This window comes from Mycetocola sp. Y444, from assembly GCF_059445295.1.
In genome coordinates this window covers 752,041-767,216 of sequence record NZ_JCAIUB010000002.1, presented here as the reverse complement: position 1 = coordinate 767,216, position 15,176 = coordinate 752,041, and the positions used below count along the sequence as shown (strand labels likewise).

Below are 15,176 nucleotides of genomic sequence, written 5' to 3'. Positions count from 1 at the left end.
TGGAAGTGATCGTGGCTGAGTCGACGCCCGTGGTAGTGCTCGTGCTTGCGGCGGTTGCCTCGCACGCGGTTGCGTCGCAGGCGGTTGCGTCGCAGGCGGTTGCGTCGCAGGAAGAGGGATCGTGAGCATGGAGCTGGGCGTCTATAGCTTCGGGGACATTCCGCTGAACCCCGAATCCGGGCAGCTGGAGCCCGCCGAACAGCAGCTCAGGAACACGATCGAGCGCATCAGACTGGCCGATGAGCTCGGCCTCGACTGGTTCGGAATCGGCGAGCATCACCGCCCGGAATACTCGATCACGTCGCCGGCGACGGTGCTCGCGGCGGCTGCTTCGGTGACGAACAACATCAGGCTCTCGAGCGCGGTCACCGTGCTCTCCACGGAAGACCCGGTTCGGGTGTTCCAGCAGTACTCGACGATCGATCTCCTCACGGGAGGCCGGGTGGAGATCGCGGCCGGTCGCGGGTCGTTCATCGAGTCGTTTCCGCTGTTCGGTGCCAACCTTGCCGACTACGACGAACTCTACGAGGAGAAGCTCGGGCTCCTTCTCGAGATCAACGCTCATGAGCGAGTGACCTGGCACGGCAAGTACCGGCCAGCACTCGCCGATGCGCTCATCCTGCCTCGGCCTCACTCGGGCAAGCTCGACATCTGGATCGCCACGGGTGGAAACCCCGAGTCGTCGATGCGCGCCGGGTACCTCGGGCTCCCGATCAACTACGCCATCATCGGCGGTTCACCCGAGCAGTTCGCGCCACGTGCCCGGCTGTATCGCGAGGCGGGAGCGGCGGCCGGCCACGCGGCATCCGCCCTCAAAGTCGCTGTCTCGGGTCCGGGATTTGTGGCGAAGTCGAGCCAGGAGGCGAAGGATACGTTCTTCCCGTACTGGCACAGGTCGATGACGGCGATCGCGGCTGAGCGCGGTTTCACGGCGCCGAGCAGGCTGGGGTTCGACACCCAGACGGCGCGCCGTGGCGCGATTTTCGCGGGAAGTCCGAACGAGGTGGCCGACAAGATCATTGCGCTTCACGGTCACCTGGCGCACGATCGGCACGCGCTGCAGATGGACTGGTCTGGTCTCCCTCACCCTCTGGTGATGACCTCGATCGAGTTGCTCGCGACCGAGGTGCTCCCGCAGGTGCGGGCCGAGCTGGGGTAACGCGTCGTTGGCGGGTCGCCTGAGGTTGTCGCGCGAATTAGTCCAGGTCGTCGGGGTCGCGACCGGTGCGCTCGCCCGACTCGAGGGTCGCGATGCTCGCGAGGTCTTCGGCGTCGAGTTCAAAGCCGAACAGGTCGATGTTGGCGGCTATCCGCTCGGGAGTGACAGACTTCGGAATGACGACGATTCCGAGCTGCACGTGCCACCGAAGCACGACCTGCGCGGCAGTGACGCCGTGCTTGTCGGCGATGGCGTCGAGGGTCGGGTTCCCGATCACGCGACCGCGCGCGAGCGGCGACCATGCCTCGGTGAGGATGCCGTGGGCCGCGTTGAATTCACGCGTCGCCTGCTGCGGGAGCCACGGATGCAGCTCGATCTGGTTGACCGCGGGGACGACATCCGTTTCTGCGAAGAGCCGCTCCAGGTGGTGCGGGTGGAAGTTGCTGACGCCGATGGACCGAACCCGGCCGTCGGCCTGGAGACGCTCGAGTGCGCGCCAGGTGTCCACGTAGCGGTCCTGGGTCGGCGCGGGCCAATGGATGAGGTAGAGGTCGAGGACGTCCAGGCCGAGCAGGCTCATGCTGGTGTCGAACGCTCGGAGTGTTTCGTCGAAGCCCTGGTCGGTGTTCCAGACCTTGGTGGTGACGAAGATCTCATCGCGGGCAATTCTCGAGCGGCGAATGCCCTCTCCCACCTCGGCTTCGTTGGCGTAGAGGGTCGCGGTATCGATGTGCCGATAGCCATCTTCGATGGCGGTCACGACGGCATCCGCTGTTCGTTCACGAGGAACCTTGTACACCCCGAAGCCCACCTGGGGGATGCGGTGGCCATCATTGAGCGTGAGGGCGGGGACTGTGCGGGGATCCATGGGTCCATTATGGTCGCGCCGGTGTGAAGGTGGGCGGTGGAGGGAGATTCTGTGGGGAGCCTTCGTTCTATTTTTTTCGGCTCTACTTTGAGATATCTTCGAACGTATCTTCCAATTTGGCGGATCGTTTGGTAAAATTTGAGTATGGTTCAGATCTCGGAGCAGGTTCGCCAGGTCGCACTCGACGTGTGCGATCGAATCGCTTCGCTTGAGGCCACTCTCACGCCTCGGTCGGTTAGTGCGGTATCTGACGCTGGCCCTTCCGGTGTCCCCCGCTCGGCGTTGACTGGTGCTGCGCTGCCCGGTGCGGCGCTACGCAATACGGCGCCACCCAATGCGGCGCTGCCCGGTACGGCGCCATCGAACGATGATTCCCCGACCGCCGCTGCCCACCGGTCAGGTTGCGATGAACCCGCACCATTGTCGATCCTCATTGACCGGGCCAGCGACGCCGAACTCCAGGATCTTCTGCGTGATGCGTCACGGTTGCGGTCCGAGGCGGATGCCGTGGTCGCCGCGACCGCCGGTGTGGTCGCGAAGCGTTCCGCTCGTGAGCTCGGTTACTCCGGGTTGGCCAAACGTAACGGCGATCACAATGCCGTCGACATGGTGCAACGACTGACCGGATCCACCCGGGTTGAAGCGGTCCGCCAGGTGAAGCTCGGTGAAGCGATGGGCGAGGCGGATGCCGCCACCCATCCGATCGGCAGCGGCGGCTCGGGCGATGGCCTTTTCGATGGCCTCGGTGGGCTTGATGGCGGCCCGGGCACAGGTGACGGCCTCGACGGCGGACGAGATGGTTCCGTCGGTCGCGATGGTGTGGACGCAGGGCCCGCGGCCACGCGACCGGCACCCGAGGTGCCGTGGCATGAGCCCCTCACCCGTGCGGTCCGCGACCGGATCCTCAAGCCTGAAGCGGTCACGATCATCATGCGAGGCCTGGGTGAACCCAACGAACGGGTCAGCGCCGACGACCTCCGGATCTCGGCGGAACAGATCCTCACCGACGCCGTCGGCACCAACGCCGACGAGCTCGGCCGGCGGGCCCGGTTCCTCCGTGACCAGATCGACCCGGTTGGCGTCCGACTCCGCTGGGATCAACACTTCGAGAACCGCAAATGGCGCTTCTCCCGCTCCGCCGACGGCGTGAGGACCGCGTGGGTCGAGTTCGACGACGAATCAGCGGCATACATCGACCAACTCGTCGGCGCTGGAATGCGACCCCGCCGCGGCGGCCCCCGCATGATCGATCCCGCCGACGCCGAACGCGCCCAGCGCCTCATCGACGACCCCCGCAGCAACGACCAACTCGTGTTCGACCTCCTGATGGCGACCCTCAAAGCCGGTGCCGAAGCCGACCCGAACACAGCATTCGGCAACCGCCAGCCCGGAGTCCGGATCGTGATCACCCAGGACCAACTCGACACCCGCGACGCCGACGGCCACCTCACCGGCACTGGATTCAACGAAGACACCGGAGAAGCCATCCCCGGCAACATCATCGAGCGACACATCTGCACCACCGGCACCCGCCCGGTCCTCGTCGACCAGAACAACAACCCCCTCGATGTCGGCCGCGAACAACGTCGCTTCACCACCAAGCAACGCATCGCCCTCGCCATCCGTGACGGCGGCTGCGTCTTCGAAGACTGCACGAGACCCCCGTCCTACACCGAAGCCCACCACATCAACGAATGGGCCGCCGACCACGGACTCACCAACATCGCCGACGGAATCCTCATGTGCCGCGAAGACCACATGCTCATCCACAACACCGGCTGGAAAATCATCCGCAATGGCACCACCTACTCCGCCATTCCACCCAAAACCCTCGACCCCGAGCAAAAACCACGCCCCCTCCGCAGCCGCTCCGCCCTCAAACAACCCCCGCCCCGCGCACTCGAACAACGAAAGCAACGCGCCATCACGCCCCGGCAACCGGCGAGTAATGACGGCAGCGCAGACGACAGTGTGAGCGGGACGGGAGGTGCGGGACGCGCGGGACACACGCGAGGTGCGGGACACACGGGAGGCACGGCCGACCGGATCAGCTCGAACCGGAGCGTCAGTGCTTCGCCGTCACCGCCGCCGGCATCACCACCGCAAGCACCGGCACCGCCGCCGCCATCGCCATCGCCATCGCCATCGCCATCGCCATCGCCATCGCCATCGCCATCGCCAGAGTTTGCCCAGTCCGAGACACCATCGGTTGCCACGTCGCCCCAGCCTCGCGAACGACCACCGATTCCACCGGCGGCACCATCCCGCCAGGCACCGGGATCACCTGCGGGGCCCATGTCTCCTTCGGGCTCGTCGCGGCCCGCGAACCGAGACCGAACGGCTGATCAATCCCAATCCCCACGCCGCCGCGAATCGAGTCAACGGGCTATGGAGACCTGGTATGTGCCACCGGACTAGACCAATCGTCGGCCGCAGCCATCGACCGAACGCGCTCGAGGCTCTGACCCAGAGCAGGCCAAGCCGAGCAAGCCACGCCGGATTGGAGCAGACGTGACCAAAGCAGACGGACCAAAGCAGACGGACCGGACCAGACAAAAGCGGACGGCCAGAACCCACTCCACTCCGACGCAGACCGGCAGGACCGGGCCGGACCGGACCGGGGATGTTAGCGCGAAACGCCCAGGCGGTACGCGGGTGGCGTCTGAATCACGTCGGCCGCAACACCAAGAGAGGTCGTAAGGTACTCGTGAGCTTCCGCAACACCGCGATAGTGGCCACCGAGCCAAATGTGCGCCTCTTCGGGAGCGCTGCACAGCATCTCGCCAGCCCACGCCCGAACGGCCCGCGAAAAGGCCTCACCCTGAGCACAACCGGCGCCAGATCCGGGAACACCCGAACGACGCGACCGGGGCAACCACGTCACTGTCATCCGCGGCGGAACATCCAGCGAACCGATCTGATCTTCGGATTCGACCTCAACGAACACCCGACCGGTTGCACACAGCGGAAGAGTCGACAGGACCGCCTCAAGCTCGGGAAGGGACGATTCGTCACCGGCAATCAGAAACTGAACACGGTGCTTATGGTTCGATTCGTTCACCTTGTGACCGGCGTGGTCGGTGCGGCGCTGTACTGTCATGTCCCTCTCAGTATAGGCAAGCCTTACCTTAACCACCAGACAGTGGAGCCCGTCCCCAGCCGGTTCTCAGTGGGCTCCGGCGTGAGTGTCGGGCCCTCCGGCCTGACTCCGTTCCGGAGCGGGTTGGGTTGCGGGTGCTTCGCGGGGATTGTCGGGTGAACCAGAGTGAGCCGAGCCCGCCGATTCGGCAGACACCGGATCGACGAGGTAACGACTCGTCACTGCAATTCGGTTGAACGCATTGATCGACACGATCACCCAGGAGAGCGCAGCAAATTCCTTCTCGGAAAATACAGCTCTCGCTGCTTCGTACACCTCATCGGAAACATGACCATCCGAAATCAGCGTCATCGCTTCGCACAGGGCAAGCCCAGCACGCTCACGCTCGGAATACAGGCCAGCCTCCCGCCAGGCGGAAAGAACGGTGAGCCGTTCGGTCGTCTCACCGAGCGCGAGGGCCTTCTTCGTGTGCACCCGAAGGCAATACGCACACCCCGTGATTTGGGATGCGCGCATCTGCACGAGTTCTGACAACAGCGGCTCGATCCCATTGTCCCGAGCGACCTGGCCCACCTCCGTGGACAGCGCCGCCAGCTTTTCGTACACAGACGGAAACGTCTTGGAGAGGTGAACCCGCGCAGCTTTAGTCATCTGTCCATCATGATGCAGGAACGCTGGAGTGTCACAAATGTCACACAAACACCTACCCGCAGCCGTAGGAGCTGCGCACCGCACGTTCCGGCCACGGAGTGCACAAGCGAAGGCGTGGCCAGCGGCTCAGCGGTTCGCGAAAGCCGGACTCCGGTGCTGCCACCGAATCCGGCGCTCCAGCTGGGCTCCGATCGACAGCAGTGTCGCCTCACCGCCAGGCCGTCCGATCAGCTGCACTCCCATCGGCAACCCCTCACTGGTCTCCGAGATCGGGAGAGTAATCGCGGGCAACCCGGCTACATTGACGAATGACGTGAACGGCGAGTACTCCACCTGCTGCCAGAAGTTCTCGTCGGGGTCCTCCAGATCATACGAACCAACCGGCCTCGGCAGCTGACCGAGCGCGGGCGAGATCACTGCATCGAACTGCGAGAACTGCGCAATGACTGAACGCTCGAATCCGCTCATGATCGACAACGTCTCCATCACCTCCCTGGCCCCGATCTGACGACCGCCGCGCACCAGCTCGGCCGTCACGGGCTCGAGCAACTCGAGACTGTCGTCGGACACCGGGATCGTCGCGGCCGAAATCTGCCACAGTCGCCGGAACGCATCGGCGTAAACGCCACCGTGCGAGAGAACAACCTCTTCCATGCCGTGTCCGGTCGACGACAACTGCGCCAGCGCAATATCGAGGGCTGCGGATGCCTCCGGCGCGATGACGATGTCCCTCGCGTCGTCAAACGGGCTGTTTCGAAGCACCCCGATATTGAACCTGCCCTCACCCCGCACCGCAGCACCGAGCAGATCACCGTCGTTGTCGTCGGGCGCCCGCAGGGTGAAATGGTGATCGATGCGGCCATTGCGACGCGCGATCATGGCGTCAAGCAGGAGCGCAGCATCCGCGACGCTGCGGGCGATCGGCCCCTTGACGGCCAGCCCGCCGACAGAATCGATACCGGAACCCGCCGGAACAAGACCGCGAGACGGCTTGATTCCGACCAGACCACAGGCCGCAGCGGGAATCCGAATGGACCCTCCCCCATCACTCCCCGGCGCAAAGGGCAGAAGCCGGGCAGACACCGCAGCAGCAGCCCCACCGCTGGAGCCCCCGGCACCGAGCGACAGGTCCCACGGGTTCCGTGCGGGCGGGGCAACGCGGGACTCCGTGTAGCCGTACATGCCGAACTCCGGGGTATTCGTCTTGCCGAGACTGATCGCTCCCGCGTCGTCGAGCACCTCAACGATCTCGTCGGATCGGTGAGAGATAGTCCCCGTGAACGCCTTGGAGCCAAAGCCCGTTTGTACCCCGCGGCGCTGAGTCAGGTCTTTATCAGCGGTCGGCAGGCCCCACAGCGGACTGGTCCGTGACACGACGGACTCGAGGGTCTCTGCCCGCCGGATCGCGGCATCCGCTGTCACCGTAACGAACGCGCCCAGGTCGGGGTTGAGCCGCTCGATCCGTTCGAGGTAGTGATTCACCAGCTCGCGCGGTGAGAACTCCCCCCGCTGCAGGGCCAGCCACTGGTCGAGCGCACTCATTTCATGAAGTTCGGTCACCCAACGAGCTTAATCCGCCATTGTTCTCGAATTTGCTTGACAAACCGAAAGAAAGGATGTTGGTTAGTTAGTGAAGTAACTAACCGAGCAACCCCGGAGGCGCCGTGATCGACGAAGGCAAACCAATATTCGTGCAGATCGCGGAACAGATCGAAGACGACATCATCGCCGGCTCTCTTCCTGAGGAGAGCCAGGTGCCGTCGACGAACGAATTCGCCGCGTTCTATCGCATCAACCCAGCAACCGCCGGAAAGGGCGTCAACCGCCTCGTCGACGACGGAATTCTCTACAAAAAGAGAGGCATCGGCATGTTCGTAGCCGAGGGCGCCCGCGCCCGACTCATCCAGGTTCGAAAGGACCGTTTCCGCGATGAATTCGTACGACCCCTCATCGCCGAGGCAGCAAAACTCGGGATCGATCCCGACCAGCTCAGCGAAATGATCTCTACGGAAGGCGTCTCAGCATGACTCACACATCAGACTCTCGATCCGACGCTGTCGTCAGCGTGCGGAACCTCACCAAGCGATTCGGCAAGGTCACCGCGGTGAACAACGTCGACTTCGACATCACACCCAACACGATCACCGGCCTCCTGGGCCGGAACGGAGCGGGAAAGACCACGATCATGCAGGTACTTACCGGACAGGAGTTCGCGACATCGGGCGACGTCCGCGTGTTCGGTGAGCCTCCCGCCGAGAACGCACGGGTGCTCAGCCGCATCTCGTTCATCAAGGAGAGCCAGCGCTACCCGGACGACTTCCAGGCGAAGCACGTGTTTGCGAGCGCGCCATGGTTCTTCGAGAACTGGGATGCCGACTTCGCCGAACAGCTCGTCGAGGAGTTCCGACTCCCCGTCGACCGCCGCATCAAGAAACTCTCCCGCGGCCAGCTGTCTGCGGTTGGCGTCATCGTCGGCCTCGCGTCGCGCGCCCCGCTGACGTTCTTCGACGAGCCTTACCTGGGACTGGATGCTGTCGCTCGCCAGCTCTTCTACGACCGGCTTCTCGCGGACTACGCGGAGCACCCCCGCACCGTCGTGCTCTCCACCCACCTGATCGATGAGGTGGCGCAGCTCCTCGAGCACGTCCTCGTGATCGACCAGGGCTCGATCATCATCGACGAGGCCGCCGAGGCTCTCCGGGGTTCAGCGACAACCGTCGTCGGCATGCGGGGCGCCGTTGACGCGTTCGTCGCCGACCGCGAGGTCCTCTCCCGCGAGGGAATCGGGGGCCTGGCATCCGTCACCGTCGGCCCGCTCAGCGCCGACGACAGGCGAGAGGCCGCGAGCGCGGGCCTTGAACTCTCCCCTGTCTCTCTCCAACAACTCATCGTTCGCCGCACCAACGTCACCGAGAAGGAATTCGAGATCCAATCATGACAACAGCATCCTCAACGCAAGGCACACAACGGACCCGACAGGTGGCCGGTACTCCCTCGAACCCGGTGACAGCGAGCAACCCCCAGCCCCTCAACCGGATCTGGAACGCCGCTCGGCTGAACCTCATCAACAAGTGGACGGTGTACTGGATCCCCCTGATGATCCTGGCGTTCATCTGGCTGATCAACATGCTGATCTGGTGGATCATCGCAGCGAACGTCACAGGCGGCGACCGGCAGGACGCCCTGGACGGCACGCAGTGGAGTGGCGCATCCTTCTACATCTTCGTGTACATGCTCGTCGTCGGCGCCCAGGCCATGAATATGACGTTCGCCTATGCGCTTGGGCTCAGCCTCACCCGCCGCGAGTTCTACCTCGGCTCGACACTGGCGTTCCTCCTGCTCTCGGTGTCGTACGGCGTGATCCTCACAGTGCTCTCCTACGTGGAGGAATGGACGAACGGCTGGGGTTTCGGTGGCCACATGTTCACCTCGGTGTACTTCGGCTCGGGTGAGCTCTGGCAACGGCTCTTCGTGTTTACCGTCGCCATGATGTTCTTCGCCTTCATCGGCACGGTGAGCGGAACGATCTTCATGCGCTGGCGCACGAACGGGCTCCTGGTCGCAGGCGCGATCACCATCATCCTGATTGTCGGTGCTGTGGCACTGGTTACCCTGACGCAGACCTGGCACCTCGTCGGCGAATGGTTCGTCGCCTCAGGACCACAGGGGGTCGTTGCCTGGTTGCTCGTACCGACGGTGCTCTCGGCACTCGCGGGATACTTCATCCTCAGCCGGGCGACCTCCCGCGGATAGGAACCGCACACGTCGAACGCACGGTGACCGCGGGCGTTCGGTGCAGGAACTCAGCACAAAGGCCGGTGGGGCGACAGCTCCACCGGCCTTTGTCGCGTGTGAACCACCGCCGCGCACTCCGAGCCGGGGCGACCGTGTACCTCCGCGTGTACGCCTTCGGCGCGGCGAGTTCAACTGTCGCAAATGCCCGGTTCGGCGGCGTTTGCCGTGCACTCGTGACAGTCGAACGCCGAAGCAGTTCAGTGCCCTCGTTCAACTGTCGCAAATGCATGGTTTCGGAGCGTTTGCAGTGAACTCGTGACAGTCGAGCGCCGAAGCAGTTCGGGCCCGTCGCTCAACTGTCGCAAATGGCGGGTTTCAGCGCGTTTGCCGTGCATTCGTGACAGTCGAACGCCGAAGCAGTTCGGGCCCGTCGCTCAACCGTCGCAAATGGCGGGTTTCAGCGCGTTTGCCGCGCATTCGTGACAGTCGAACGCCGAAGCAGTTCAGTGGGCGAGCGGCGGAGACGCAACGACGCGGTGAGCGCCCGACTCAGCGCTCGAGCTCGGCCGCCAGCTCGGTCAGGAGTCGCCCGAAGGCGGCTGGCGAGTCCGCGAGCACCGCGCGTCCGGCGAGCGGCCCAACCCAGTGCACCCTCGGTGCCACGTTGAGCAGCTCGTGCTCGATACGAGCGCCATCGTCGGATGCCATCACCCGGTATTCAGCCCGGTACCACCAGTTGCCCTGCACTGCGATGAAACGCGCGGCGCTGTCGACGGCGGGCGAGACTTCGGTCGAGATCTCACGCAACCGCCGCTCGAGAGCCGCGAAGACGGCATCCGGGTCCGCATGGATCTCCCCGGCGTACGCACGAAGCGGCGTGCTCCTGGCCGGGCGCTCAAGTGGCGCAGATTCAGTCATCGCGCGCCTACTTCAGCGACTTCTGCAGCAAAACGGTGCCGAGCCAGCGCTCAAACTTGAACCCGACCCGCCCCATCCGCCCGATCTCCACGAACCCGAAGGACTCGTGCAGCGCGATCGAGCCCTCGGCGCCCTTGTCACTGATCACGGCGAGAATCTCCTTCAGACCGGCCTTCTTCGAGCGGTCAATGAGTTCGCCGAGCAGCACACGACCGAGCCCCTTGCCCGTCGACGCCGGGCCCAGGTAGATCGAGTTCTCGACGGTGAAGCGGTACGCCCGCTTGTCCTTCCACGGCGACACCAGCGCGTAGCCGAGGATCACCCCGTTCGGCGACTCGGCGACGATGAACGGCAGGCCGAGCTTCTGCAGCTGGGCGAACTTCGCCTTCCACTTCGCGAGCGACATCTTGTCTTCGTCGAAGGTCACGACACTGTTGGCGACGTAGTAGTTATAGATCTCGCGAATGTGCGGCAGGTCCTCCGGCCGCGCCTCGCGAATCGTGTAACTGAACGGCGTCTCTGGCTCGGGTTTTTTGCGCAGGTGCGGCGGCAATCGGCGTCGGGGCTGGTATTCCTCTTCAAGCACGGTTCAAGAGTAGATGACCCGTGTGTCGATCCCGTTTCGTCTTCCGGAATCGTCGGTGCGGACCGGCATCTCTGCGGGCGACGGAGACTGCCGTCGGAGGCGTCTCACCAGAGGGTCGTCGAGTCCAGCCGCCAGTCGATGGGCTCAGCGCCCTGCTCGACGAGCAGTTCGTTGGCCCGGGAGAACGGCCGTGAGCCGAAGAACCCGCGCGAGGCCGAGAGCGGGCTCGGGTGCACGCTCTCGATCCGTGGGGTCGTGCCGAGCAGGGGCGCGAGAGCCTGAGCGTCCTTTCCCCAGAGGATCGAGACGAGCGGCTTGTCCCTCGCCGCGATGGCACGGATGGCGCACTCGGTCACCGCCTCCCAGCCCTTCCGCCGGTGCGAACCCGCGACGCCCGGCGACACGGTGAGCACACGGTTCAGGAGCAGCACACCGCGATCGGTCCACGGGCTCAGGTCGCCGGACTCGGCGGGCGCGACGCCCAGATCGTCGTTCAGCTCTCGGTAGATGTTGACGAGGCTTCGCGGAAGCGGCCTGACGTGCGGATCCGCAGCGAACGACAGGCCGATCGGATGCCCCGGTGTCGGGTACGGATCCTGCCCGACGATGAGCACCCGGATGCCGTCGAGCGGCGACCGAAAAGCGCGCAGCACATTCTCCGGTGCGGGCAGAAATCCCCTGCCCGACTCCGTCTCAGCGTCAAGGAACGCAGAAAGGGCATTCAGCTCGGGCTGCACAGGCTCGAGCGCGCTCGCCCAGCCCGGATCGACCAGACCCTGGGCGGCGAGCTCGGTGAGGGTGAAATTCATCCCGCGGCGAGTGAGGAGACGCGGACACCACCGTCAGTGGACAGGACCTGCCACACGCTGCCGGCGCCGACGACGCGAAGAGCGCCCTCGCCGACGACAAAGGCTGTGTTCTCATCGATCGCGACGCCGCCGTCGACGAGGCCGGCTTCGGTTGCCGCGATGAGTCGCGACAGGTTGCCCCACTGCACGGCGTGCACGTCGACCGAGATATCGAGGAGGCCGATGCCGTTCTCAACGGTGACCTCATCCAGGTGTTCAGAACCCGCCTCGGGGCTGACCTCGACGCCACCGATCCGCCAGCCGCCGACGAGAGCACGCTCGGATGCGATCGAGGCCCCAGCGGAGAAGCCGAGGTACGGTACGCCGGATGCGACGAGCCGCCTGATTTCGCCAAAGATCGGCGTGAGGCTCGCGAGGTACGCGGGCGTCAACCCGCCGCCGACGATAATCCCGTGCACGCCGGCCAGTGCAGCGGGCGTCGCGGTCTCGCCGAACGCGAGTGAGGTGACCACAGGTTCGAACGCCCCGGCTGCTGACGCGGCATCGACCAGCTTCGCCGCGTGTGCATCACCGTCTTCATCGCGGACCACGATCACGGCGATGCGCGGCGCACCATCGAAGGACTCGGACTCCGCGCGTTCAGCAGCCTCCGCAACGAACAGGTCATAGACCGCGGAACTCTTCGATTCGGACCAACCGCCGCCAACCAGGTGCACACTCATACGTCGAGCCTACGGTGCGTCGGCGGTCACCGGCGGCAACGCCGACCACGGGAAGGTGATCCACCTGTCTGTCCTGCGCCAGACGAAGTCGGGTTCGAGGACCGTCCGGGGCTTGGAGTAGAGGGTCACCGTGCGCACCGTCGCGCCGTGCCCGCGCAACAGGTCGACCACCATCGCGAGCGTGCGACCGGAGTCAGAGACGTCGTCGACGAGCAGCACATTCTGGCCGAGGAGCGCCGGAGCGTCGAGAAGCGGCGGCAGGAGCACGGGTTCCGGCAGTCGCTCGTCGACACCGGTATAGAACTCGACGTTGATGCTGCCGCAGTTCTTCGTGCCAAGGGCGTACGAGATCGACCCGGCGAGAAGCAAGCCACCGCGCGCAATGGCAACGACGATATCGGCGGTGAAACCCGAAGTGAGAATGGCCTTCGCCAGCTCGCGTGAGGCCGAACCGAACTCGTTCCAACTGAGGACCTCGCGGTCTGGAGCGGGGGCTGGGGAGCTGGTCTCGGCCGCGGGTGTCATGGGTTCACGGTACCCCTCAGGAACTCCTCCTCAGAACACCAAGGTACGGTTAAGCAGTGAGCAAACACGAGAAGGAATACGAACTCCACGTCTTCGGCGCGGCCGCACCGACCGACGACAACTTCGCCGAGACGGTGGGTTGGATCCAGATCGAGAACCAGGCGTTCCACTACCCCCGCATGACCGACGAGGCCGTCGCCAGGGCAGCCGTCCGCCTGAGGACGGACGACCAGGTCCTCACCGGTGCTTACCCGGTCACGCGCCGCGCGTCCTCGCTTCCGCCCGAATACCCCGTCGCCACCTTCGCCTCGTTCGAGAAGACCGTCAACGTCGGTGGCGGTTGCCTCGTGCCCACCCACTTGATTTCGTCCGTGACCGTGCGTCCGACCCACCGCCGCAAGGGCCTCCTCCGCCGCATGATGACGGACAGCCTCACTCGCGCTCACGAAGCGGGAATGGCGATTGCCGCACTGACGGCAACCGAAGCCACCATCTACCGCCGGTTCGGGTTCGGTCCCGCCACCTGGGCCAACAACGTCTCCGTCGCCACCGACGCGCGCTTCCGGCTGCTCACGACGCCGACCGGGACCGCCGAGTGGGTCGACGCCCGCGATCTCATCGATATCGCCCCCGCCGTGTTCGACCGGTTCCACGCCAGCCAGACCGGCTCCGTCGGCAGGCACGCCGGCATCTGGGGTCGGATCTCGGGGCAGGCCGACGAGACGAAGGACGAAGACCGCGCGATCCGCGCGGCGCTGCACTACGACACCGATGGCGAGATCGACGGTTACGTCTCCTACCGGTTCGGCGGCAAGGGAACAGACGCGCGGTCTGTCGAGGTCCTCGACCTCGTCGCGGCCGACGACAACGCCTACCTGGGCCTCTGGTACTACCTCGCGTCGATCGAACTGTGCGACTCGGTGACCTGGCGGGCAGGTCGGCTCGACGACCCACTGTCCTGGGCACTCGCCGACCCGAGGGCGATCACCGTCACCGCCGCCGAGGACTGGGTCTGGCTGCGTATCCTCGACCCGATCGCCGCGCTCGAGGCGCGCCCGTACGTCACCGACGGCGACATCGTCCTCCGCGTCATCGATGACCTCGGATTCGCCGACGGCGTGTTCCGGATCTCGGTAACGGATGCCACGGCGCGGGTGGAACGCGCGGATTCCGCGACCCCCGACGTCGAGCTCGACGCGTGGGTGCTCAGCTCGCTCTACCTCGGCGGCGCCGATCCCGTTGTGCTTCGCGCTGCAGGACAGCTCATCGAGCACACCGACGGCGCGGCTCGGCGGCTCAAGGGCCTGCTGGCATCAGACGGCCCCGTCTACGGCATCACGCACTTCTAGGCGGACGCCCGGAGAACCGACGCGAGGTATTCGGCGTCACGGTCGTAGGCGAGAGCCTCCGCCCTGAGTTCCGGTTTGAACAGTTCCTCCGCCTTCTCCCGCGACAATTCCGCCAGATCCCACAGCCGGGTCGCCGCAACGCGCAGAACATCGCGCCAGGTGGCATCCGACCCGTACGCCTCGAGAATCAGCTCGACACGTCGCCTGGCGTCGTCGGCACCGGGTGCGCCGGCGGGCGGATGCCGGGTGAGCGGGCAGGCGCGGGTGGCGAAATAGGCCAGGTCCCAGAGCCTGGGGCCCGGCGAGGCCTGGTCGAAGTCGATCGCACCCACGATTGAACCGTCGGTGGCGAAGGCGAGGTTGTGCGGCGCAAAGTCGTTGTGGCAGATCACCTCTGAGGGAATCTTCGTCGGCGACTGCCAGATTGCCGTGTCGACGCCGAATCCGATCGACGCGTCGTGCAGTTGCCTGAGCTTCTTCGCGCCGTCGATGAGCACCGCATCGTCCCAGATCCAGGTGGGAAGCGGATAGACCGGCACATCCCCATGGATGAAGCTCAACACCTCGTTGTCGTCATCGCACCGGATCGGCTGCGGCGCCCAGTCGATGCCGTTGCGCTCGAGGTAGCGAAGGTACCGGTGCACCGTCGGCGTCCACGGCCCCGCTGTTCTCCGAACCGTGTTCCCGATCCTGGTGACGGCATTCATGTTTCCGCCAGCGAGCGCGCCATCGGTATTCGTCATGCCGAAGAACC

16 protein-coding genes are annotated in these 15,176 nt (G+C 65.1%); 6 read left to right on the top strand and 10 right to left on the bottom strand.

All coding sequences use genetic code 11. The features are described 5' to 3' along the window. Window positions 1-127 precede the first annotated feature (127 nt). On the top strand, window positions 128-1,159 hold the full coding sequence (locus AC1C2M_RS10235; protein ID WP_495436503.1) for an LLM class flavin-dependent oxidoreductase: 1,032 nt from the start codon (window positions 128-130) through the stop codon (window positions 1,157-1,159). A gap of 37 nt (window positions 1,160-1,196) precedes the next feature. Here the strand turns inward: AC1C2M_RS10235 and AC1C2M_RS10230 are convergent, their stop codons facing one another. Next, complete coding sequence (locus tag AC1C2M_RS10230) at window positions 1,197-2,027, bottom strand: aldo/keto reductase (protein WP_495436288.1); 831 nt, start codon at window positions 2,025-2,027, stop codon at window positions 1,197-1,199. Between the two features lie 144 nt (window positions 2,028-2,171). On the opposite strand from AC1C2M_RS10230, the gene AC1C2M_RS10225 reads away from it, so the two are divergent. Continuing rightward, a complete protein-coding gene (locus AC1C2M_RS10225) occupies window positions 2,172-4,445 on the top strand; it encodes a hypothetical protein (protein ID WP_495436287.1) in 2,274 nt (757 codons plus the stop codon). Between the two features lie 208 nt (window positions 4,446-4,653). Here AC1C2M_RS10225 and AC1C2M_RS10220 read toward each other — a convergent pair whose 3' ends face one another. From AC1C2M_RS10220 to AC1C2M_RS10210, 3 genes are all read right to left on the bottom strand, one after another. Next, on the bottom strand, window positions 4,654-5,127 hold the full coding sequence (locus AC1C2M_RS10220; RefSeq protein ID WP_495436285.1) for an SIP domain-containing protein: 474 nt from the start codon (window positions 5,125-5,127) through the stop codon (window positions 4,654-4,656). A gap of 66 nt (window positions 5,128-5,193) precedes the next feature. Further along, on the bottom strand, window positions 5,194-5,778 hold the full coding sequence (locus AC1C2M_RS10215) for a carboxymuconolactone decarboxylase family protein (RefSeq protein ID WP_495436284.1): 585 nt from the start codon (window positions 5,776-5,778) through the stop codon (window positions 5,194-5,196). 126 nt (window positions 5,779-5,904) lie between these two features. Beyond that, window positions 5,905-7,338: an amidase gene (locus AC1C2M_RS10210; RefSeq protein WP_495436283.1), complete on the bottom strand. Its 1,434-nt coding sequence runs from the start codon at window positions 7,336-7,338 to the stop codon at window positions 5,905-5,907. Window positions 7,339-7,442: 104 nt separating this feature from the next. Between AC1C2M_RS10210 and AC1C2M_RS10205 the strand changes: the two genes are divergently transcribed. The 3 genes from AC1C2M_RS10205 to AC1C2M_RS10195 are packed head-to-tail and all read left to right on the top strand — an operon-like array spanning window position 7,443 to window position 9,531. After that, window positions 7,443-7,805, top strand: a complete 363-nt coding sequence (locus tag AC1C2M_RS10205) for a GntR family transcriptional regulator (RefSeq protein WP_483405651.1) — start codon at window positions 7,443-7,445, stop codon at window positions 7,803-7,805. Beyond that, on the top strand, window positions 7,802-8,716 hold the full coding sequence (locus AC1C2M_RS10200; RefSeq protein WP_495436282.1) for an ABC transporter ATP-binding protein: 915 nt from the start codon (window positions 7,802-7,804) through the stop codon (window positions 8,714-8,716). Before AC1C2M_RS10205 ends, AC1C2M_RS10200 begins: the two co-directional genes overlap by 4 nt. Next, window positions 8,713-9,531 carry a hypothetical protein gene (locus AC1C2M_RS10195; protein WP_495436281.1) on the top strand — a complete coding sequence of 273 codons (819 nt, stop codon included), beginning with the start codon at window positions 8,713-8,715 and terminating at the stop codon, window positions 9,529-9,531. Before AC1C2M_RS10200 ends, AC1C2M_RS10195 begins: the two co-directional genes overlap by 4 nt. A 531-nt stretch (window positions 9,532-10,062) precedes the next feature. Here AC1C2M_RS10195 and AC1C2M_RS10190 read toward each other — a convergent pair. From AC1C2M_RS10190 to AC1C2M_RS10170, 5 genes are all read right to left on the bottom strand, one after another. After that, window positions 10,063-10,431, bottom strand: coding sequence for a hypothetical protein (locus AC1C2M_RS10190; RefSeq protein WP_495436280.1), 369 nt, complete (start codon window positions 10,429-10,431; stop codon window positions 10,063-10,065). 7 nt (window positions 10,432-10,438) lie between these two features. Continuing rightward, window positions 10,439-11,017 (bottom strand): GNAT family N-acetyltransferase, encoded by a 579-nt coding sequence (locus AC1C2M_RS10185; protein WP_483405647.1) that lies wholly within the window; start codon window positions 11,015-11,017, stop codon window positions 10,439-10,441. A 104-nt stretch (window positions 11,018-11,121) separates the two neighbouring features. Then, a complete protein-coding gene (locus AC1C2M_RS10180) occupies window positions 11,122-11,826 on the bottom strand; it encodes a uracil-DNA glycosylase (RefSeq protein ID WP_495436279.1) in 705 nt (234 codons plus the stop codon). Then, a complete protein-coding gene (locus tag AC1C2M_RS10175) occupies window positions 11,823-12,548 on the bottom strand; it encodes a type 1 glutamine amidotransferase family protein (RefSeq protein WP_483405645.1) in 726 nt (241 codons plus the stop codon). Before AC1C2M_RS10175 ends, AC1C2M_RS10180 begins: the two co-directional genes overlap by 4 nt. 9 nt (window positions 12,549-12,557) lie before the next feature. Next, a complete protein-coding gene (locus tag AC1C2M_RS10170; RefSeq protein ID WP_495436278.1) occupies window positions 12,558-13,073 on the bottom strand; it encodes a phosphoribosyltransferase in 516 nt (171 codons plus the stop codon). A 56-nt stretch (window positions 13,074-13,129) separates the two neighbouring features. Between AC1C2M_RS10170 and AC1C2M_RS10165 the strand changes: the two genes are divergently transcribed. Beyond that, a complete protein-coding gene (locus AC1C2M_RS10165) occupies window positions 13,130-14,422 on the top strand; it encodes a GNAT family N-acetyltransferase (RefSeq protein WP_495436277.1) in 1,293 nt (430 codons plus the stop codon). On the opposite strand, the gene AC1C2M_RS10160 is transcribed toward AC1C2M_RS10165, so the two are convergent. Further along, the gene (locus AC1C2M_RS10160; protein WP_483405642.1) at window positions 14,419-15,165 is read right to left on the bottom strand and encodes a phosphotransferase; all 747 of its coding nucleotides are present in this window, start codon (window positions 15,163-15,165) and stop codon (window positions 14,419-14,421) included. The genes AC1C2M_RS10165 and AC1C2M_RS10160 overlap by 4 nt on opposite strands. Window positions 15,166-15,176 lie beyond the last annotated feature (11 nt).

Coding starts and splice junctions, on each gene's coding strand:
- AC1C2M_RS10235 (WP_495436503.1), top strand. CDS start 128: ATGGAGCTGGGCGTCTATAGCTTCGGGGACATTCCGCTGAACCCCGAA.
- AC1C2M_RS10215 (WP_495436284.1), bottom strand. CDS start 5,778: ATGACTAAAGCTGCGCGGGTTCACCTCTCCAAGACGTTTCCGTCTGTG.
- AC1C2M_RS10230 (WP_495436288.1), bottom strand. CDS start 2,027: ATGGATCCCCGCACAGTCCCCGCCCTCACGCTCAATGATGGCCACCGC.
- AC1C2M_RS10175 (WP_483405645.1), bottom strand. CDS start 12,548: ATGAGTGTGCACCTGGTTGGCGGCGGTTGGTCCGAATCGAAGAGTTCC.
- AC1C2M_RS10225 (WP_495436287.1), top strand. CDS start 2,172: ATGGTTCAGATCTCGGAGCAGGTTCGCCAGGTCGCACTCGACGTGTGC.
- AC1C2M_RS10170 (WP_495436278.1), bottom strand. CDS start 13,073: ATGACACCCGCGGCCGAGACCAGCTCCCCAGCCCCCGCTCCAGACCGC.
- AC1C2M_RS10160 (WP_483405642.1), bottom strand. CDS start 15,165: ATGACGAATACCGATGGCGCGCTCGCTGGCGGAAACATGAATGCCGTC.
- AC1C2M_RS10220 (WP_495436285.1), bottom strand. CDS start 5,127: ATGACAGTACAGCGCCGCACCGACCACGCCGGTCACAAGGTGAACGAA.
- AC1C2M_RS10180 (WP_495436279.1), bottom strand. CDS start 11,826: ATGAATTTCACCCTCACCGAGCTCGCCGCCCAGGGTCTGGTCGATCCG.
- AC1C2M_RS10200 (WP_495436282.1), top strand. CDS start 7,802: ATGACTCACACATCAGACTCTCGATCCGACGCTGTCGTCAGCGTGCGG.
- AC1C2M_RS10190 (WP_495436280.1), bottom strand. CDS start 10,431: ATGACTGAATCTGCGCCACTTGAGCGCCCGGCCAGGAGCACGCCGCTT.
- AC1C2M_RS10195 (WP_495436281.1), top strand. CDS start 8,713: ATGACAACAGCATCCTCAACGCAAGGCACACAACGGACCCGACAGGTG.